The organism is Allobosea sp. BE125 (genome assembly GCF_031456075.1).
Lineage (GTDB): Bacteria > Pseudomonadota > Alphaproteobacteria > Rhizobiales > Beijerinckiaceae > Allobosea.
This window is the reverse complement of record NZ_JAVDTY010000005.1, coordinates 11895-30632: the sequence shown is the minus strand read 5'-3', so window position 1 is coordinate 30632 and position 18738 is coordinate 11895. Positions and strand designations below refer to the sequence as shown.

The 18738-nt window shown below is 66.7% G+C and carries 15 protein-coding genes; 8 read left to right on the top strand and 7 right to left on the bottom strand.

Annotated features, from left to right (window positions below; translation table 11 throughout):
• Window positions 1-70: 70 nt before the first annotated feature.
• From J2Y55_RS13050 to J2Y55_RS13025, 6 genes are read left to right on the top strand one after another with little or no spacing between them, the layout of a single operon-like run.
• On the top strand, window positions 71-1189 hold the full coding sequence (locus J2Y55_RS13050; protein ID WP_310153448.1) for an NAD(P)/FAD-dependent oxidoreductase: 1119 nt from the start codon (window positions 71-73) through the stop codon (window positions 1187-1189).
• Window positions 1170-1466 (top strand): (2Fe-2S)-binding protein, encoded by a 297-nt coding sequence (locus J2Y55_RS13045; RefSeq protein ID WP_310153445.1) that lies wholly within the window; start codon window positions 1170-1172, stop codon window positions 1464-1466. The genes J2Y55_RS13050 and J2Y55_RS13045 overlap by 20 nt, the downstream gene beginning before the upstream one ends.
• The gene (locus tag J2Y55_RS13040; RefSeq protein WP_310153442.1) at window positions 1463-2884 is read left to right on the top strand and encodes an FAD/NAD(P)-dependent oxidoreductase; all 1422 of its coding nucleotides are present in this window, start codon (window positions 1463-1465) and stop codon (window positions 2882-2884) included. The genes J2Y55_RS13045 and J2Y55_RS13040 overlap by 4 nt, the downstream gene beginning before the upstream one ends.
• Window positions 2881-4011: an NAD(P)/FAD-dependent oxidoreductase gene (locus J2Y55_RS13035; RefSeq protein ID WP_310153440.1), complete on the top strand. Its 1131-nt coding sequence runs from the start codon at window positions 2881-2883 to the stop codon at window positions 4009-4011. Before J2Y55_RS13040 ends, J2Y55_RS13035 begins: the two co-directional genes overlap by 4 nt.
• The gene (locus J2Y55_RS13030; RefSeq protein ID WP_310153438.1) at window positions 4008-4952 is read left to right on the top strand and encodes an ABC transporter permease; all 945 of its coding nucleotides are present in this window, start codon (window positions 4008-4010) and stop codon (window positions 4950-4952) included. The genes J2Y55_RS13035 and J2Y55_RS13030 overlap by 4 nt, the downstream gene beginning before the upstream one ends.
• Window positions 4949-5818 (top strand): ABC transporter permease, encoded by an 870-nt coding sequence (locus J2Y55_RS13025; protein WP_310153435.1) that lies wholly within the window; start codon window positions 4949-4951, stop codon window positions 5816-5818. Before J2Y55_RS13030 ends, J2Y55_RS13025 begins: the two co-directional genes overlap by 4 nt.
• Here J2Y55_RS13025 and J2Y55_RS13020 read toward each other — a convergent pair.
• From J2Y55_RS13020 to J2Y55_RS13005, 4 genes are read right to left on the bottom strand one after another with little or no spacing between them, the layout of a single operon-like run.
• Window positions 5810-7141 (bottom strand): lysine N(6)-hydroxylase/L-ornithine N(5)-oxygenase family protein, encoded by a 1332-nt coding sequence (locus J2Y55_RS13020; RefSeq protein ID WP_310154339.1) that lies wholly within the window; start codon window positions 7139-7141, stop codon window positions 5810-5812. The genes J2Y55_RS13025 and J2Y55_RS13020 overlap by 9 nt on opposite strands.
• Complete coding sequence (locus tag J2Y55_RS13015) at window positions 7141-8982, bottom strand: IucA/IucC family protein (RefSeq protein ID WP_310153432.1); 1842 nt, start codon at window positions 8980-8982, stop codon at window positions 7141-7143. Before J2Y55_RS13015 ends, J2Y55_RS13020 begins: the two co-directional genes overlap by 1 nt.
• On the bottom strand, window positions 8979-10064 hold the full coding sequence (locus tag J2Y55_RS13010; protein ID WP_310153428.1) for a GNAT family N-acetyltransferase: 1086 nt from the start codon (window positions 10062-10064) through the stop codon (window positions 8979-8981). The genes J2Y55_RS13015 and J2Y55_RS13010 overlap by 4 nt, the downstream gene beginning before the upstream one ends.
• The gene (locus tag J2Y55_RS13005) at window positions 10061-11854 is read right to left on the bottom strand and encodes an IucA/IucC family protein (RefSeq protein WP_310153424.1); all 1794 of its coding nucleotides are present in this window, start codon (window positions 11852-11854) and stop codon (window positions 10061-10063) included. The genes J2Y55_RS13010 and J2Y55_RS13005 overlap by 4 nt, the downstream gene beginning before the upstream one ends.
• 180 nt (window positions 11855-12034) lie before the next feature.
• On the opposite strand from J2Y55_RS13005, the gene J2Y55_RS13000 reads away from it, so the two are divergent.
• Together J2Y55_RS13000 and J2Y55_RS12995 are read left to right on the top strand one after the other, a co-directional pair.
• A complete protein-coding gene (locus J2Y55_RS13000) occupies window positions 12035-13177 on the top strand; it encodes an MFS transporter (RefSeq protein ID WP_310153421.1) in 1143 nt (380 codons plus the stop codon).
• Between the two features lie 337 nt (window positions 13178-13514).
• Window positions 13515-14507 (top strand): helix-turn-helix transcriptional regulator, encoded by a 993-nt coding sequence (locus J2Y55_RS12995; protein ID WP_310153419.1) that lies wholly within the window; start codon window positions 13515-13517, stop codon window positions 14505-14507.
• A gap of 36 nt (window positions 14508-14543) precedes the next feature.
• Here J2Y55_RS12995 and J2Y55_RS12990 read toward each other — a convergent pair whose 3' ends face one another.
• Genes J2Y55_RS12990 through J2Y55_RS12980 form a run of 3 tightly spaced genes read right to left on the bottom strand, consistent with a single transcriptional unit; the run spans window position 14544 to window position 18397 of the window.
• Entirely contained in the window at window positions 14544-15794 is a 1251-nt protein-coding gene (locus tag J2Y55_RS12990) for an MFS transporter (protein ID WP_404978900.1), read from the bottom strand.
• Window positions 15791-16165 carry a hypothetical protein gene (locus J2Y55_RS12985; protein WP_310153416.1) on the bottom strand — a complete coding sequence of 125 codons (375 nt, stop codon included), beginning with the start codon at window positions 16163-16165 and terminating at the stop codon, window positions 15791-15793. Before J2Y55_RS12985 ends, J2Y55_RS12990 begins: the two co-directional genes overlap by 4 nt.
• A 6-nt stretch (window positions 16166-16171) precedes the next feature.
• Entirely contained in the window at window positions 16172-18397 is a 2226-nt protein-coding gene (locus J2Y55_RS12980) for a TonB-dependent receptor (RefSeq protein ID WP_310153413.1), read from the bottom strand.
• Window positions 18398-18738 lie beyond the last annotated feature (341 nt).

Here is an 18738-nt window from a genome sequence, read left to right as displayed (position 1 = left end):
TCGAGAGAAAAACGACTTTGACGAAATACAATAAGGCTTCCTAACGTCAAAGCCGGCAAGGGAAATTCACATGCGGCCGGACATCATCGTCATCGGAGGGGGCACGGTCGGCGCGGCGATTGCGTATGGCCTGGCGAAGCAGCGACAGCAGGTTCTGCTGCTCGATGGCGATGATGGCGACTTCCGCGCGGCCCGCGCGAATTTCGGGCTCGTCTGGCTGCAGGGCAAGGGGCTCGGCATGCCGGCCTATCAGGCCCTGACCCGTGACAGCATCGCATTGTGGCGCGGCTTCACCAACGAAATCGAGGCCGAAACGAAGATCGACCTCGCATATGAGCAGAATGGCGGCCTCGCTTTCTGCCTGGGTGAGGAGGGCTTCGAGCAGCGACGGCACGACCTGATGCGACTGCACAACCAGCGCGGCGAGGGCGCGCCGGATTGGGAGATGCTCGATCGTTCGGCGCTGGAGCGTTTGCTGCCGAAGGTCACCCTCGGCCCTAAGGTGACGGGAGCGAGCTTCGGTCGACACGATGGACACGCCAATCCGTTGCGGCTGCTGGCGGCTCTGCACGGAGCGCTCCTGCGCCATGGCGGCGGCATCCGCCATCGGGCGCGCGTCGAACGGATCGAGCCGGCGGGTCGCGATTTTCGCCTGATCCTCGACGGCGAGACGTGGGTCGCGCCCCGCATCGTCATTGCCGCCGGGCTCGGCTCCCCCGCATTGGCCCGGCAGGTCGGGCTCGAGGTGCCCCTGCATCCCGAACGCGGACAGGTGCTCGTCACCGAGCGGCTCGAGCCGTTCCTGCCGCTGCCGGCAAGCGGGCTGCGCCAGACCGGCGAAGGCACGGTTATGATCGGCGCGACCAAGGATCGCCCAGGCTTCGATGTTTCGACGACGGCTGAAGCCGCCGCCGGGCTGAGCCGCAAGACGATCGAGATCGTCCCTGCGCTGGCCCAAATCCGCCTCGTCAGGCAATGGGCCGGCCTCAGGATCATGACGCCCGACGGCTATCCGATCTATGCGCAGTCGCAGAGCCATCCCGGCGCCTTCGTCGCGCTCTGCCATTCCGGTGTGACGCTCGCGGCCATCCATGCCGAGACACTGGCGGGAGCCATCGCCGCCGGCGTTCTGCCCGAAAACCTTTCTCCCTTTCACCAGAGACGCTTCGATGTTCCGCAAGCTGCATGATCCAGGGGCGCAAACTGTCACGATCTTCATCGACGGGCGCCCCGTGCCCGCCGAGGCCGGTGAAAGCGTTGCCGCGGTGCTGCTGCGTCAGCCCGAAGCCTGGTGCCGCACGACGCCGATCTCGGAGAGTCCGCGCGCGCCCTATTGCATGACGGGCGTCTGTTTCGAATGCCTCGTCGAGGTCGACGGGCTCGCCTCCGTGCAAGGCTGCCTGACGCCGGTTCGAAACGGCATGCGCGTCGCCCGTCAGCAGGGCCCCAGGAGCCTGTCGGCATGAGCACGAGCGAGACCGATCTCCTGATCGTCGGCGCAGGGCCCGCGGGCATGGCCGCCGCCGTCACCGCCCGCCGCCAAGGCCTCTCCGTGCGTGTCGTCGACGATCAGCCGGCGCCCGGCGGCCAGATCTGGCGCGCGATCGAAACGGTCGCAGCGACGCCGCGCATCGCGCGGCTCGGCGAGGCATACCGGGCCGGAGCAGACCGCGCCGCAGCCTTCCGCGCCTGCGGCGCGCTCTATGAACCGGACAGCCAGCTCTGGCAGATCGAGCCCGGTTTTCGCGCCTTCCTGACACAGCAAGGCCAGGCGCGCAGCGTGACCGCGCGAGCCGTCATCCTCGCCACCGGTGCACAGGAGCGCCCAGTGCCGTTTCCCGGCTGGACGCTGCCGGGGGTGCTGACGGTCGGCGCCGCTCAGATCCTGCTGAAGACGGCTGACTCCGTGCCGACGAGCCCCGTCTGGATCGCAGGCTGCGGGCCGCTGCCATTGCTTTACATGACGCAGTTGCTCGCGGCCGGGGGCCAGATCGCCGGCTTTCTCGACACCACGCCGCGCGGGCGTCTCGGAGCGGCACTACGTCATCTGCCACAAGGCCTCGGCCGCCTCGGTGATCTCGCCAAGGGCCTGTCCTGGTCGCTTGCGCTCAAGCGGGCCGGGTTTCCGATCATCCCCCATGTCGCGGAGCTTCGCGCCAAGGGGGAAGGGCGCCTCGAAAGCCTGCATTACCGGACGCAGGACGGCCGCGAAGGCGAGGTCGCGGCCGAGGTGCTGCTCGTCCATGAGGGCGTGGTGCCGAATATCCATGCCCCGCTCGCACTCGGCTGTGCCGTGAGCTGGCATGCCGGCCAGCACTGCTATGTCCCCGAGTTGGACAGCTGGGGCGAGACCTCACAAGCGAATGTCTTCGTCGCGGGCGACGGCGCTGGTATAGGCGGCGCCGAAGCAGCCGAGCCGCGTGGGGGGATCGCCGCACTGCGCGTCGCCGCCCGGCTCGGGAAACTCGGCGAAGGCGCCGCCGAATCCGCCGCCCGGCCGGAGCGGAGCAGGCTTGCCCGCGCGCTCGCCTTGCGGCCCTTCCTCGATGCGCTCTATGCGCCGCGTCCGCAGGTCTTCGCCCCAGCCGACGAAACGCTCGTCTGCCGCTGCGAGGAGGTCACGGCCGGCGAATTGCGCGCCCGCGCGGTGCAGGGGCGGCCTGGCCCGAACCAGATCAAGGCCTTCACCCGTGCCGGCATGGGCCCCTGCCAGGGCCGGCAATGCGGCTACACCATGGCCCATATCGTCGCGGCCGCGCAGAATCGGCCGGTCGAGGAGGTCGGGTTCTATCGTATCCGCCCACCGCTGAAGCCGGTGACGCTTGGCGAGTTGGCAAGTCTTGGCGAATTGGCAAGCCTCGACGAGCGGGAGCCGACGGCATGAGTACTGAGGCATTCGACGTCGCGGTCGTGGGCGGCGGCTTGCACGGCCTGTCGGCGGCGCTGCACCTGGCCCGCGCCGGCCAGCGCGTGGCGGTGATCGAGCGCCGCTGGACCGGGCGGCACGCCTCCGGCGCCACCGCAGCCGGCGTGCGCACGCTGGGCCGCGACATCGCCGAGATCCCGATCTCGCTCGAAGCGATGGCGATGTGGCACAGGATCGCGGACATCGTCGGTGATCCTTGCGGCTTTCATGCCCACGGCCAGCTCCGCGTTGCGGAGACCGAGGAGCACATGCCGGCCTTGTTCCAGCGCGAGGCGAAAATCCGCGCGCTGGGCTACACGCATGAGGAGATCATCGATGCCGCGGAGCTGCGTCGCCTCGTGCCGGCCTTGAGCCCACATTGCGTCGGCGCTCTGGTGGCGCGGGGCGACGGCGCCGCCGATCCACACCGCACCATCCTCGCCTTCCGCCGCGCTTGCGAAGGAGCGGGTGTCGCCATCGTCGAGGACTGCGGCGTCGAGGCGGTCGACCGGCAGGGAGATAACTGGCTGCTCGTTTGCGGCCAGCGCCGCTTCCGCGCGCCTATCGTCGTCAATGCGGCCGGTGCCTGGGCCGCCCGGCTCGCAGCCCTGTTCGGCGACGAGATCGCGCTCGGCGTCAGGGCCTCGATGATGATCGTGACGGAGCGCCTTGCGCCGCTGCTCGCCCCCGTCGTCAGCGTCGTCGGCCGGGCGCTCTCCTTCAAGCAGTCGGACCAGGGTACTCTGGTGATCGGCGGCGGCTTGCAGGGCGCGGCCGATCTCGACCGGGAGCGCAGCAGCGTCAACTTCGCCGAGCTCGCCAAGGGCGCGCGGGCCGCGAGCGACCTCTTCCCGGCAGTGCGCGGCGTGCGCATCGCCCGCTGCTGGACCGGGATCGAAGCACAAACGCATGACCATCTGCCGGTCATCGGCGCCTCGCCGAATGCGCCCGGCCTGTTCCATGCCTTCGGTTTCTCCGGCCACGGCTTTCAGCTCGTCCCTGTCGTCGGGGCGATCCTGACGGATCTCGTCGTTGAGGGAACGACGCGGCGCGAGATCGCCGCCTTCGCGCCGCGGCGCCTGATGCAGGAAAGGGTCGCGGCATGATGAGCTACGTCTTCAGGCGCGTGCTTCTCGCCGTGCCGACGCTGTTCCTGATGCTGACGGCGATCTTCGTGCTGGTCCGACTCGTGCCGGGCGATGCCGCCTCCGTGATCCTTGGCGACCAGGCGAGCGCAGCCTCGCTCGCCGCCCTCAGGGAAAAGCTCGGGCTCGACCAGCCCGTCCATGCCCAATATCTCGCCTTCCTCGGCAAGGTCCTGACAGGCGATCTCGGCCAGTCCTTGAGCAGCGGCCGCAGCGTCATCCAGGAGGTGCTGCTGGTGCTGCCCTCGACGATCGAGCTCACCATTGCGGCGGTCGCGATCGGCCTCGTCTTCGGACTGCCGCTCGGCGTCGCCGCCGCGCTCAGCCGCAATGGCTGGGTCGATTATGTCTCGCGCGTCGTCTCGCTGGTCGGCCTGTCCTTCCCGGCCTTCGTCTCCGGCATCCTGATGCTGATCGTCTTCTCGATCCAGCTCGGCTGGTTCCCGGTGCTGGGCAACACCAGCGGTACCGGGAACCTGGTTGAGCGGCTGCGGTCTCTGGCGCTGCCGGCGTTCAATCTCGGCATCATCATGACGGCCTATGTGATGCGCGTGACCCGCGCCGCGATGCTCGGCGTCCTGACCGAGGACTATATCCGCACCGCTCGCGCCAAGGGCGTGGGGCCTGGCCAGCTCGTCGTGACGCATGCGCTGCGCAACAGCCTGATCCCGATCATCACCGTGGTCGGGCTCTATTTCGGCACGCTGATCGGCAATTCGGTGCTGACCGAGATCATCTTCAACCGCCCGGGCCTGGGCAAGCTGATCATCGGCGCGCTCAACGCACGCGACTACACGCTGCTGCAGGGGCTGATGATCATCTTCGCCATCTGCGTGATCATCGTGAACACATTGACCGACCTGGCCTACGGCCTCGTCGATCCTAGGGTGAAATACACATGAGCGCTATTGCCACCACGACCGTCGAAATGCGGCCGGGCGGCCTCTGGCTCGCCTTCACGCAGAACAAGCTCGCCTGGGTCGGCCTCGTCCTGCTCACCCTCATCGTTTTCGTCGCGGTCTTTGCGCCATGGCTCGCACCTTATGATCCGCTGGAGCAGAACATCGTCGTACGGCTCGAGCCGCCCTCCGCGGAGTTCTGGCTCGGCACCGACAGTTATGGCCGCGATGTGCTCTCGCGATTGATCTATGGCGCACGGATTTCGCTCTTCGTCGGCTTCGTCGCCATCCTGATCGCCATGCTGGTCGGCACGACGATCGGCGTGCTGGCCGGTTATATCGGCGGAATCTTCGACCAGATCGTCATGAGCTTCCTCGACGTGCTGCTCGCCTTCCCAACGCTGCTGCTTGGCTTGATGATCGCCGCCATGCTTGGAGCCAGCCTGGAAAACCTTATCATCGCGATCGCGGTGACGGAGATCGCGCCCTTCGCCCGCGTCGCGCGTGCTCCGACGATCACGCTGCGCCAGCGCGATTTCGTCGAGGCGAGCCGCTCTTACGGCTGCGGGCCGTTCCGTATCATGACGCGCCACATCCTGCCCAACATGATTTCGGATGTGGTGGTGATGAGCTCGCTCTGGCTCGCTTCCGCGATCCGTACCGAAGCCTCGCTCAGCTTCATCGGCCTCGGCGTGCCGCCGCCGGCTGCGACCTGGGGCGGCATGATCCGCGAGGGTTTCGAGAACATCCTCGATGCCTGGTGGCTCGCCGTTTTCCCGAGCCTCGCGATCCTGGCGACGGTGCTTGCGCTCAACCTCCTCGGCGACGCCCTACGCGACGCATCCGATCCCCGCAGCCGCTCAAGGTGAGAACAGCCGCCCATTCGAGCGCACCGTGTCCAGGCGAGCGTCCGTGTGCATCTGACTGCGCCAGTTCACCATGGAATTCGGCACCTCGGCATCGAACTGGCGCCGGCCGAGCAGCGCATTGGCGATCACCGCGCCGCGCCAGGCCATCAGGCTGAGCTGAGGTTCGGCGATGCCATGGCTGATGAGGCCCGCATTCAGGGCAAAGATCCGGTTCGCGCTTGGGCCATCCCAGGCGATGGCGAAGTCCGCGTCAGGCACGGGGCGGCCCGTGCGGTCGATGACGATGCGCCCAGTCAACGGGGCGAGACAGTCGGGCAGCTCGTAGCGGTAGCCGGTCGCGAGAATGACGATCTCCGCGTGGCCGATCTCCATCATCCCGTCCATGCCATTGCGCATGATGAGCTGGTAGCCGCCCTCTCTCGGCTCGGCGTTGACGACATCGCGATGCGGCAGGAGCTCGACCTCCAGGCCGGATGGCTCCAGATGCCGCAGGACATAGAGACGGCGATAGATGGCGGTGAGCGTCTCGCTCGACACCCCGTCACCCGCGAGCTTCTCGCGCTCCACGGTGGCATGGCGACGCGGCTCCGGGAGATCGCGGAAGCTTGCGACATAAGGCGGTGTGAAGAGCTCGTTGGTGAAGGGCGTCTCGTCGAGCGGCAGGAAATTGGGACGCTGGCTGATCCAGGCGAGATGGCTCGGCCCATTGTCTGTCTGGTTCAGCAAGTGCAGCAGGATTTCGGCGCCGCTCTGGCCGCCGCCGATGACCGCCACGCGCTTGCCGGCACAGGCCCCCAGCCGGAACCGCGCCTGTGAGGAATGGAAATGGTCATCCTCCCTCAGCCGGCTTGCGAAGGCCGGCAAGGCCGGCTTCAGCCCGACACCGAGTGCGATATTTCGAGCGCGCTGTTTCCGGTTGCCGCTGCGCAGGACGAAGGTGCGGCCATCGAAATCGACCTCGTCGATGCCGGCGCCGAAACGCAGGGTCGGCAGCCCCTGCGCCGCCCAGCTGAGATATTGCGCGAATTCGCGCCGGGGAATCGCAGCGAAATCCGCGTTCATGAAATCGTAGAAGCGCTTCTTCGCCACCAGGAAGGAGAGGAAGCTCCAGGGGCTCGATGGATGGGTGGCGCTCACCAGATCCTTGAGGAAGGAGGTCTGCAGCGTCACGTCCGGCAGCATCATGCCGGGGTGCCAGTCGAACGCGTCGCGGCGTTCGAAGAACAGCGCCTCGACCCCTTCGACCGCGTCGAGATGCGCCGCGAGGCTGAGGTTGAACGGCCCGATGCCGATGCCGGCCAGGTCGAGCGGGTGGTTTGTCATCATGGCTTGGCTCCGACGAGGCTGCGCGGCTGCTCCGTTTCGGAGCGCTCGGCGAGATGAAGGGGGTTGTCGAGATTGCTGCCGAGGCTCGGGACCGGGCGGCGATTGGCGTCGCCATAGCCGATGGCCAGCCGCACGCGGTTGATGCAGATGCGCGGTACCTTGGCAGTGAACAGGTCGAACAGGGCGAAGCGCTCGGCCAATTCCGGATGAGCCGCCTGATAGCGCCGCAGGCTGCGGGCGAGGCAGGCATAGAAGCGCAACTCCGGAAAACCGTCATGCGTCTCCAGCGCATCGGAGAGGAAGCGCAGGACGCTGGTGAAATGGCCGGTCTGGAGATGCTGCTGCAGATGGGCGGCGGGCCGGCGCTGCAGAACCGCCTTGATCTCCGGGCCGAGGTCGTCCGCCTCCGGAAAATCCTGATCGACGAGGTCGGCGTCGCCCTGCAGATCCTTGAGCGCGACACCCCTGGGCGCGAATTGCTCCAGCACCAGCGTGACGTTCTGGCCATGGGCGATGAAGCCGACACCGTAGCGGCACAGGAAGTGGTAGAGCGGCACGGCGACCGCATCGAAGAAGTGCTCCAGCCAGGCCTCGTGCGACAGGCCGGAGCGGGCGATCAGCGCGCTCATGATCGGTCGCCCCGCCGAGGTCAGCTTGGTGAGCGCGCCGAGCATCATGGCGTTCTGGCCGGGTTCCAGATGGGTCTCGACCGATTCGCGCCAGATCGCGCCGAGCATCTCGCGGAACTGGTAGGGCACGCCCTCGATCCGCTCGTAGAGCGGGTGTGGATAGAAGGCGCCGGCCGGCTCGCGCAACACCCTGGCAGGCGCGAGCGCCGGGTCCGTCGCCGCCTTCTCCGCAAGCCAGGCCGAGAAGGCCGGCCCGATCGCCATGTACTTCCCCGGCACGCCGCGCCAGGCCGAGGTGTTGAGGATGCTGAGCGAGAGCTTGAGGTGCAGCGCCCGCGGAACGGCGGCATTGGCGAGCGTCCGCAAGGATTGCTGCGGCAGGTAGCCGCTACCGAAGGAACCGAGCGGCAGGAGCCGGCCGGCCGCGATCTCGCCGGCGAATTGCAGCGCGACCATATTGTCCCACTGCCAGGGATGCACGGGCATGAACAGGTAGCGGGAGCGGTCCAGGCCAAGCTTCTGGCAGGCCTCGAGGCAGGTCTCTTCCAGCCGGCGCCGCTCGGCAGGATCGAGCGAGGCGGCGAGGAGGTCCTCTTCCAAGATCGCGGGATCATGCGAGAGCTGGCAGGCATCGCGTGCGGCTGCGACCCAGAAGAGCTGCAGCTCGGCCTGGAATTCCGGCGCATAGGCCTCGGCATCGCCGAGCCCCCAGCCGATGCGCCCCTTGGCGGCGGGCGCCTTCGGATGCCCCTCGAGATATTGCTGCAGCAGATGATCTGGCAGGGTGATCAGCTCGTCCTCGCCGATCGCGGCGTTGATGGCCGCGACCCTGGCGTCCGAGGACAATGTGCTCGACAATTCCCGGATGTAGATGGCGAGCGTGTCGGGCTCGATCTCCAGCACCGCCCTGGCATCGATCATGAAGCCGGCGACATCGTCCGCCGGGGCCGCGAGCGCGCCGTCATGACGCGACAGGCTCCGAGGCTCGATCGCGAGATTGCCCCAGATCCGCCGCTTCGCCTTGAAGCGGTAGCTCACCGTCTCGCTGAGCCGCAACGTCCAAAGCTCGTGCTGCTGGTCCAGCGGTTCAGGCTTCAGCCCTTCTTCGAAGGTGAGCTCGCTGATCGCCCGGGCGATGAGGGCCTGGTTGAGCTCGCGCCACAGCCGGGCCTCGACAGGCCGGCCGCCGGGGAGGGGCCCGGGATTCACAGTGCGATCTCCCGGAAGAAGCGCTCGCGCTCGCAGCAGACGAGAGCCGCGCGCTTATGCGGGAAGTCGAACTCCTTGACCTTGTCATAGGCTACATCAGCGCAATAGCTCAGCATCTTGTGATGCGAGGCGCGAGGCTCTCCGACGATGCGCTGGGTGCGCGGCTCGTCGAGGAAGAGATAATGCGTGAGCGAGCGGAACCAGGCCAGCGTCTTGGCGCGACCGAGATGACGCGGATTGCCGATCAGGCCGTGCCAGCCCCTGTCGAAATCCTCCGCCTCGTAGTGCGGGCCGAGCCGGTCTTCCTTGGCCCAGTAGAACTCGAAATAGCCGACAGGCTCGTCGTCGAAGCTGCCGATCACACCGAAGAGATGCGGATCCGCCTCCTGCTCGGCGAGGTAGCGGTCGAGCTCCTCGCGCGATTGCGCCAGCTCCCAGAAGAAGGCGACGCGCGGCTGGTTCATCCAGTGATGGAACAGGTCGAGGTCGCGGCGGCGGTCGATGGTGCGCAGCGAGAGCGTCATGCCCAGATGCGGCATCCAGCGGCGGTAGATCACCCCGTTCGGCTGTGCCGGCCGCAGCACCGGCAGCCGATCCGCCGGCCCGAGCGAGGAGCGGATCGCCGGATAGCCTGCATGCGCGCCGGCCTGCCGCCAGAGCAGCGGCAGCTGCTGGAAGACGCTGCGGGTGATCACCGCGCAGTCCACGCCGTCCGCCGTCCGGCCGGTCTCGACGCAGAGCCCCACGATCGCGGGCTTGCGGGCATAGCCGGGCAGCTCCAGCCGCGACAGCGACGGGGTGCTCTGGAAAGCCGCTTCGATCAGGGCTGCGAGCACATCCGCATCGGTGGGATGGTCGCCGTCGGGCCGGGTCACATCGAGGCGGCCGCTCGCTGCGTCCACCGCAGCCGTGAGCCGCGCCGCGATCCCGCACTCTGCGCCCCCAGTGAACAGCACGCCGTCAGCGCTGTCGCTGGCCTCGATGACGAGCGCGGTCTCGCCGCGCGCCGGGAAGTGCCGGCTGGTCGCCCGCTTCGTCAACGGGGTCACGGCGGCGGTGTCGATCCTGGGAGCGATGGTCATGACCGCGCTCCCGCAATCGGATTGGGCAGCTCGACATAGCCGGCGAGCGGGTCCGTCACATCGGTGTTCTCGTTGATGTTGCGGAAACAGATCATGAAATTCCCCTTGCTGAGGAGGGTTGGCGAGGTGAGGAGGTAGTCGAGGCAGGTCCTGTCGCGCAGCGGCTGCGCGGCGAGTGCCGACAGCGCCGTGCGCAGCGCTGTGAGCAGGCGCTCTTCGCTGGCAAGACCGGCGAGAGCGAGCGCGCCGATGACCGAGAAGACGCTGTTCACGATGAGGTAGTAGCCGGCGAGCCTGGCCGCATAGGCGCTGTCGAAGACATGTCCGGCTTCGAGCCGCACCTCCGGCGCCTGCGCTGCGAGCTCCGGCAGGAATTCGCGGACATAGCCGGTGCCCTGGCAGTCGCGGAAATGCAGCGTGACGGGCCAGCCATCATCGAGGCCGACCACGATGTTCTGCTGATGGGCGCCGAAGAGCAGGCCGTGATCCGCCTGGATGCCGAGCAGGGGGATGGCGATGTTGTGCAGGAAGCGTTCGAACCAGGCCAGCGCCGTTGCGGCAGCTGCGCTGCCCTGGCGCGCCGCGATGCGTCCGATGGTGGTCGAAAGCGCGCTGCTACGCCGGTCCGGGCCGATCTCGCAGAGCGCCGCCAGCACCGCCGCGGGGCTGTGCTGGCGATCGCCGTCGAACGGGTTGTCGCGGAAGACGACGATGGTCGAGCGCAGCGTCGCACCGGTCTCGTCGCGCAAAGCGAGATAGCCTGGCTCCCCCATGACCCGGAAGCTCGGAAACCGCGCAGCGATCCGCTGTCCCACGGGTCCTGCCAGGAGCTTGTCGATCTCGAGCCCGCGCTCGCATTCATAGGGTTCGATGACGCGCTGCGAATTGGTCAATCGCAGGTTCAGCGACATCTTCAGCATCCAGGCGGCATGCGGCGCATGGATGCTGCGCAAGGACGAGGTGGCGTGCCAGTTCGAGCCGGCCGGGCCGAGAGCACGGATGTCGCCGGCCGTCATCAGGCGCGTGATCGCGGGATCGAGCATGAGCTGCGAGGCCTGCCAGGGATGCATCGGCAGCAGCACGCGCCCCTCTTCCACCTGTCGGCGAATGGCAGGCTCCATGGCGGCATCGTCGATGGCGAGGCCGGCGGCCATCTCCGAGGCAGCCTGTCCGCGTGAGCTGCCCTGGAGCACGATCCGCGGCAAGACGGACCACCAGTGCAGCGCGAAGCCCCGGCCATATTCGGGCGAGAAGCGGCGCGTATCCTCCAGCGTGAACTGGTCGCGGCTGCGTGGCGTCGGGTGCACGTTGTGGCCGAAGCGCAGGGCCTGCTCGGCCTCGATGAAGCTTGGGTCGCGTTCGACGAAAACCGCTTCATCGAGGCAGGGATGGCGCAAGGCGTCTTCGATCGTGGCGAGGCTGTCGAGCGCACGACGCAGGAAGACGAGCCCTCGTGCCTCGGAATCCGCGCCTGCGATGCCAGGTTCCGCCGTGATCAGGTTCAACAGCTCGGGGAGGGGGACGACACGCATCGCGCCTTCAGGCCCGATCTCGTAGAAGGGCGGGCGCAGACCATGGGCACCGACCTCGGAGAGATGGGTGAGCGCGACATGGATATCGCGCCCGGCCAGCGGCAGCTTGAGAACCTGGCGCGGAGGGGAAGCCGTGGCGGATGCGCCGTCCCCGTTCTCGATGGACCAGCCTTGCCATTCCCGCATCAGGCTCAGGAGAAGTGCGCGCGCCGAGATGCGGCTGGCGAGCTCCAGGGTTTTGGGTTTGGTTTCGATCATGGTTCGACCTTCATTGTCGAGGTATACGGCTAGATAGCGCTGATAAATTCTTAGATTAAAACTCATCTATACTGTATATTTCATTTTGATATCGAAGATATTGCATGTATCGACGTGATTTGGATTGATTGCTTCGAGGGATTTGCAATGGCGGCCGGGGATGTGACTCGACTTTCGCTCATGGCGGCGACCGTCGGCTTCGGCCAGTCGGCGCTGCTGGCGCTGGTGCCGGTCATCTCGGGAGCGACGGGACTCGATGCACCGGCGATCGGCGCGATCGGCTTTCTCGGCGCGCTCGCCTTCCTTGCAGCCGCACCGGCCTGGGGTTACCGCGAAGGCGGGCTGCGCAGCCGGTTCCGGCTGCTGGCCTGGCTGATGGTCGGGGCGCAGCTCGTGTTCCTGGGCGTGCTGAGCGCCGGGTCGATGCCCGCCATGCTCGCCTTCGCGCTGCTGGCCGGTTCGCGCATCCTCTACAGCGCCGCGGCCGCAGGCGTGATGCCGCAGGCGCAGGCCGCGATCGTGCGGATGAGCAGCCCGGAGAAGCGCCATGCCGCCCTGGCGCGATTGAGCGCTGGTTTGTCCGTCGGCCGTGTTCTCGGTCCGCTCGTCACCTTGCCTGGTGCGGCGGGCCTGCTGCCGTCGCTCGCGGTCATGACGGTCATGCCACTCGCCTTGCTGGCCGGCCCGGACATCGCGCCCGCCGAGCGGCAGCAGGAGCGGCAAGTGGAGCGGGCTCCCAGCCGCTGGGATGTAGCACGCGCAATCTTGCCCTTGCTGGGGGTCGGCTTCGCCCTGACTCTCGGCCTCGGCCAGATTCAGATCACGCTCGGTCTCTTCGTGCAGGCGCGCTTCGGACTGGACGCCCATGCCGCCGCCCGCTGGAGCGGCGTGACCTTCATGCTGGTCGCCGCGGCGATGATCGCGGTGCAGCTTGCCCTGGTGCCGCGCCTCAGGGGCGGGCTCGTTGGCAGCCTGCGCATCGGCCTGATCGTCTTCGCTCTCGGCAGCGCCACAGCAGGGCTCGCCCCTTCGGCGTTCGTCGTCATGCTCGGCGCCATGATTGCCGGCGGCGGAATTGCGCTTGCGACGCCCGCCTATACGGCCTGGCTCGTCGGCAGGATCGCGCCGCAGGAGCAGGCCGCTGCCGCGGGCTGGCTCGCCAGCGTGCATGTGCTGGGGCAGGGCGGGGGCGCGCTGAGTGGCGGGCTCGCCTTCGCGCTGTCGCCGCTCGCGCCCTTTCTCATCTGCGCGGGGCTCGGAGCGGCAATCGCCCTGGCGCTCGCTTATATCGAGCCGCCGCGCGATCATCGCGAGGCTCCATAAGGTCGCGCGCCTGCGGCGGCTCCCGCTTCGCTGGAACGCTCCAATGCAAAAAGGCAATGATGAATTGCTGCGGAAGGCATATCGCATCCCAATTTCTCTAAATTCAGCGAAAACATCGGTCGTTGAGCGGATTAGTCTCAGATATTTTGGTGTTTATACTTCTAGGTATTCGCTAGTTTTAAATTAGAATAAACAGGAAATGGCTGCATATTTGACTTCTGTGGCTTTCGTAACAATTGAATTCTGTAGCTTTTGTTTGCATGCTGGCGGAAATGAATTCTTGGACTGGTGCGAAATGCCTAGCGGACTGAAACGCAGTGCTCAGGAGGCGGCTCCTGTGTCCGGGCGAGGGCGGCGCTCTTCCCTGGTGGAGGAGCCTGGCCCGCTCTGGCTGCTCTCCAGCGAGATGCCGCAATCCGAGATCGACCTTCATCTCGGGGCGAGGGCGGAGCGGCGTTTCGTTTTCGATGGGGCGAGCCCGGCTCCGTTCGGCGCCAGAGCCATGCTGCGGCTGGCGCCCGATATCGGCCTGATGTCGTTGTTCGCGCCGAGTGCGGCGGTTTCATTGCCCGCGCGAGATCTGGGCGCCGAGGGAGAGGCTCTGCTGCTGCGCCCGGCCGATGGCGCGCTGATCGTGACCTGTGGCGCACGCCGGGCCGTGGTCGGCGGCCGCGAGGCCATTCTCCTGATGGCGCCAGCCCAGGCGACGCTGCTGCCGACGCAGATCTCGCGTCTCGATTGCCTGACCATCCCGACTGACGCGGTCAGCGAGCGGGCGCGTGTCTCGGCGCAAGAACTGCGCGTCTTCGGGGCCGACGACGACGCCTTGCAGATGCTCGGCAACTATGGCGCGGCGTTGCTGCGCGGGATGATACCGATCAGGACGCCGGAGCTGCGCGAACTCGCCAGGCATTTCATGTTCGATCTCGTCAACATCATGTCCCCGGAGAGCCTGCCGGGGCGCGAGCCTCGGCATCGGCCGGACGAGCGGATGAACGCGATCAAATCCGATATCGAGGCGAGGCTTGAGGACCGCAGGCTGACCGCGCGCGAGATCGCCGAGCGGCATGGCATCAGCCTGCGCTATCTCCAGAAGCTGTTCGAGGACGAACGAACGACCTTCTCGGAATTCGTGCTGCAGCGCAGGCTGGACAGGGCCTTGCGCCTTCTGCAATCGGCCGGTTCCTGGGAGACCAGCATCACCGAGATCGCCTTCGGCGTCGGCTTCGGCGATCTCTCCTATTTCAACCGCACCTTCCGGCGCCGCTTCGGGGCCGCGCCGCGCGACATCAGGGCAAACCAGCGCGCCATCGTCACGGTGCGGGCTTAGAGCCGAAGCAATCAGATGCTGCCGAGGCCCTGCTGCTCAGGCGCCCGCGCTTTTCGACCGCCGCAACAGCATCAGCATGCGCAGCGTGGCCAGGACGGCGACGGCCGACAGCGCGGTTGCGATCGAGAAGAGCCAGCCATAGCCGAGCGCGTCGGCGAGCTTGCCGGCGAGCATCGAGCCGACGAGATAGACGAGCAGCTGCGCGCAGGCGAGGATGGTGAAATCCGTGCCGGGCTGGTCGGAGGTCGTCACCGCCATGAACAGCGAATAGAGCGCGACGATCTCCATATAGCGGATCAGCGTCTGGAAGCCGGCAGCGCCGAACAGGGGCCAGGAGCCGTTGACGACGCCGATCGCGTGGCAGGTGAAGAGAAGGAAGCACAGCGTCCTCATGCCGCCGAGCAGGCCAAGCACGAAGGAGAGGCCGCGCCGCTTCACCAGCCAGGCGGCGATGAAGGAGCCCGCGAGACCCGCCGTGGTCGCCGAGAGGCCGGAAAGGTAGCCGATCTGGTCGAGCGGGATGCCGGCGTCGACGAGATAGGCGCCTTCCATCGCCTTCACCAGGCCCTCACTCGCCCGGTAGATCAGCGCGATCCAGAGGATCTGGCGCGCTTCAGGACGGCGCAGGAAGGCGCGCAATGAGGGCTTCTGCAGCGCCGGCGCAGCGGCGTCGCTTTCGCGCATCAGTGCGGCGGCCGCCAGCGGCAGCAGCGACACGGCGGCGATGACGAGAAGCATGCCGGTCCAGCCGATGCGGTGATAGAGCACGAGGCCGAGCGTGCCGCCGATGACGACGCCGAAGGCGATCGCGCCGCCCTGGATCGCATTGCCCATCGCACGGTCGGCCTCCGGCAGGTATTTCGCGGCATAGCCGTCCGTGGCGATGTCCTGCGTCGAGACCAGCAGCGAAGCGATGAAGCCGACCGCGACGATGCCGACGATGTTCGTGGGGCCGATCGGGATCAGGGCGAGGATGGCGAGGATCGTCGCGCTCTGCGTGATCAACACCCAGCCGGCCCGGTGCGCCCGCGCGAAGGGCCTGACGCGATCGACCCAGGGCGCCCAGAACAGCTTGATGACGAGCGGCAGGAGCAGGATGCTCATATAGCCGATAGCGGTTCGCGACACGCCGGCTTCGCGCAGGATCGGCGGGATTGCCGCGACGAACAGATAGGACGGGATCGACTGAGCGAGATAGAGCCCGGCGAGAACGCCGAACAGGCGGTAGCGCCCGATGGGCTCACGCCTATCGAAGCCGCTGGTGCCAGCTGGAGAGGTCACGGTCACGGCACTGCCGCCAAATGCTGGAGCAGGAAGGCCCGGCCGGCCTCCTCCTCGCGCTCCGCAATGATCGGGAAGGGCCAGAGCCGGCGGAAGATCTCTGCTGTCTTCTCGTCCGCGTCGGGCCGGATAATCGCGCAGGCCTGGCAGAACTGGCTCAGGCGTGCCTTCGTCGCCTTGAACCAGAGTGCCTGCTCGCGGTCACCCGCCTGCGAAAGCGCCCGCCTACCGCCGAAGATCGTCAGCAGGACATAGGGCTCGGCGCGCTCGCCGATCCTGGCGAGCGCGTCGAGATAGGCGCGCTCGTCGCTGTCGAGATAGGGCGGCAGGTAGCGCAATGTCAGGATCGCGTCGGCGCCGATGTCGAGGCTGACCATGATGCGTCAAAAGGTTTTGCGGAAGCCGACCGTCACGGTGCGACCCCAGGCATAATTGGCGAGGTTGCGCACCGAGGTCGCGGTCGGGTTCTGATAGGCCCGGTCGAACAGGTTGTTGACCGCGACATAGGCCTCGCCCTCCCAGACCGGCGCGGTGAAGGCGGCGTTCATCGTCACCGCGCCCTTCAGCTTGTAGCGGGTGCCCGTGAGGTCGATGGCGACGTCGCGATCCGAGAAGCCTTCGCCCTCGAGGCGCAGCTGCATGCCGTTCACGAAACGATAGCTGCCATAGAGCATGCCGCGCCACGGCGAGCCGATGCGGTTATTGGGCAGATAGCTGTCGAGCTTGCCATCCTTGTTCGTGTCGTAGCGGCCCTCGCGATAGGACACGACCGAGCCCATGGTGAACTGCTCGGTGAAGGCATAATCAGCCGTCGCCTCCGCGCCCCAGATGCGCTCCTTCTGCTGCGAGAGCGTGTTGGTGGCGGCATCGAAGGTCACGCCGTCGTCCGAGGTGCTGATATAGCCGGTCAGCGATCCCTTGAAGGCGCCGTAGCTGCCGCGCACCCCGAGCTCGTAGTTGTTGACGATCTGCGCCTCGGGCGCGATCGAGGCAAAGCTGATCGAGCGGCGACTGGCCGGCAGGCAGTTGATGTTGGCCAATGTGCAGGCATAGGCGGTCGAGAGGCCGGCGCGCCGGGTGAAGGCGCCGACATCGGGCAGCGCAAAGCCCTGCGACCAGCCGCCGAAGACTTCGCTCGTGTCAGACAGCTTGACCGTCGCGCCGAGATTGCCGGTCAGCGCCGAATAGTCGAAATTTCCGCCCGTCACATTGAGGGCGGGCAGGACGAAGCTCTGATAGCCGAGCGCATTGTTCGCAGCCACGGCCGCATAGGCCGCCGGGCGGACATAGTCGCTGACCGAGAGCGCGAAATGCTCGTAACGCAAGCCGCCGCGCAGCACGATCCGCTCCCCGACCGGGATCTGCAACTGGCCGAAGCCCGCGGTGGTCGTCTGCTTCAATGGCGTGAAGACGTCCTGGCCGTTGGTCAGCGTCTGCCAGGTGCGGTCCTGGATCAGGTCGCCGCCCCAGGTCAGCTTCGCGCCGGGTAGCAGCCGGTCGAGCGAGGTGTCGATCGTCACGTTCACGCCGCCGCGCTGGGAGTAGAGCGTCGTCTGGTTGTCCGGGCTCGTCGGCGAGAGCGGGTTGAACGAGTAGTAGACCTGCGTGTTGTAAGGGTATGCAAAGGTAGAATAATTGAAGCGTTTCTTGATGTCGTTGTAGTAGCCGAGCACGCTCAGGCTGCCGAGCGCGAAATCCTTGTCGGTGTAGCGCAGCGAGAGCGACTTGGTGTCCTCGATGACGTTCTGGCCGGGATAAAGCCGCGTCCGGTCCGGGCGGGCGTAGGGGGCGGCGTAGTTCGTCAGATATTTGGGATCCTGGTCGAAGGCGATCAGCGAGCCGTTGATCTCGATGCGCTTGCTCGTGTCGAAATCATAGCCGAGCTTGGCCAGCAGATTGCCGGCCTTGTAGCGGTCGCCGCCACCCTGGCCGAGCAGGCCGTCCGAGGGCAATTCACGGCCGGCGCCGTCATAGGTGCGGCCGGCGCCGCGGCCGCTGGCCGTGACCAGGTAGTCGAACCCGTTGGGGACCTTGCCGGAAACCGTGACGGAGGCCTCCGGAGCGAGCGAGCGGCCGATATTCTGCGTGAAGGCGCGCATCGCGGTGTTGACCGTGACGGTCGGCTTGCCTTCCGCCGCCTTCTTGGTGATGAAATTGACCGTGCCGCCGGTCGCGCCGGCGCCGTAGAGGCTCGAAGCGCCGGCCACGACCTCGATGCGCTCGACCGAATTGAGATCGATCATCGACAAGATGCGCGAGACGTCGCGCAGCGGCGTGGTCATCGGTACGCCGTCGACCAGCACGAGCAGATCGCGCCCGCGATAGTTTTCCGAGGCGCTGGACACCGTCTGCGTGGACATCGAATAGCCGGGCACCAGCTTGCCGAGAGCCGCGGCGGCGCTCGGGCTGAACTTGAGCTGCTCCTCGATCTGGGCCCGGTCAAGGACCTGGACCGATTGCGGTGTCTCCGCGGTGCTGCGCTCGGTGCGCGCCGCCGTGACGGTGATCGTATCGAGATTGATGACGGGGCTTGGATTGGCTTGGCCGAAGGCGGCGGTGGCCGCTGACAGGGCGGCGAGGCTTACCGTGAACGAAAGAAGCTTTGTCATCGTGATGCCCGTCAATCTCTTTTAGAAAGCCGCTGGAAGCGGAAAGCAATGTCGGAGTCATTCTCCGGGTGGAGGTCTTGTCTTCAGTTTTGAATCAAAATAAACTGGACGTAGTCTTCTTCTGTTTCCGCATTTCCGTCATATTCCCCAACGGCTCTCTATGGTGTCCGCAGGTGATAGACTTGGACTTGAGCGAACGCCGAATGGGACAGAAACGAACGGACACGCCGGCGGCGACCGCTGTGTCGTCGCTGCAACGCGGTTGCGCCGGGCTGTGACGGCCTGTCCGCGCTATCGGCTGGTTTCGTCGGAAGAGGGGGAGGGCCGGGCGATCCTGCGCA

What these genes read in the sequence shown, in the direction of transcription:
- J2Y55_RS13050 (WP_310153448.1), top strand. Translation starts at nt 71, where the DNA reads ATGCGGCCGGACATCATCGTCATCGGAGGGGGCACGGTCGGCGCGGCG.
- J2Y55_RS13045 (WP_310153445.1), top strand. Translation starts at nt 1,170, where the DNA reads ATGTTCCGCAAGCTGCATGATCCAGGGGCGCAAACTGTCACGATCTTC.
- J2Y55_RS13040 (WP_310153442.1), top strand. Translation starts at nt 1,463, where the DNA reads ATGAGCACGAGCGAGACCGATCTCCTGATCGTCGGCGCAGGGCCCGCG.
- J2Y55_RS13035 (WP_310153440.1), top strand. Translation starts at nt 2,881, where the DNA reads ATGAGTACTGAGGCATTCGACGTCGCGGTCGTGGGCGGCGGCTTGCAC.
- J2Y55_RS13030 (WP_310153438.1), top strand. Translation starts at nt 4,008, where the DNA reads ATGATGAGCTACGTCTTCAGGCGCGTGCTTCTCGCCGTGCCGACGCTG.
- J2Y55_RS13025 (WP_310153435.1), top strand. Translation starts at nt 4,949, where the DNA reads ATGAGCGCTATTGCCACCACGACCGTCGAAATGCGGCCGGGCGGCCTC.
- J2Y55_RS13020 (WP_310154339.1), bottom strand. Translation starts at nt 7,141, where the DNA reads ATGACAAACCACCCGCTCGACCTGGCCGGCATCGGCATCGGGCCGTTC.
- J2Y55_RS13010 (WP_310153428.1), bottom strand. Translation starts at nt 10,064, where the DNA reads ATGACCATCGCTCCCAGGATCGACACCGCCGCCGTGACCCCGTTGACG.
- J2Y55_RS13005 (WP_310153424.1), bottom strand. Translation starts at nt 11,854, where the DNA reads ATGATCGAAACCAAACCCAAAACCCTGGAGCTCGCCAGCCGCATCTCG.
- J2Y55_RS13000 (WP_310153421.1), top strand. Translation starts at nt 12,035, where the DNA reads ATGGCGGCGACCGTCGGCTTCGGCCAGTCGGCGCTGCTGGCGCTGGTG.
- J2Y55_RS12985 (WP_310153416.1), bottom strand. Translation starts at nt 16,165, where the DNA reads ATGGTCAGCCTCGACATCGGCGCCGACGCGATCCTGACATTGCGCTAC.
- J2Y55_RS12980 (WP_310153413.1), bottom strand. Translation starts at nt 18,397, where the DNA reads ATGACAAAGCTTCTTTCGTTCACGGTAAGCCTCGCCGCCCTGTCAGCG.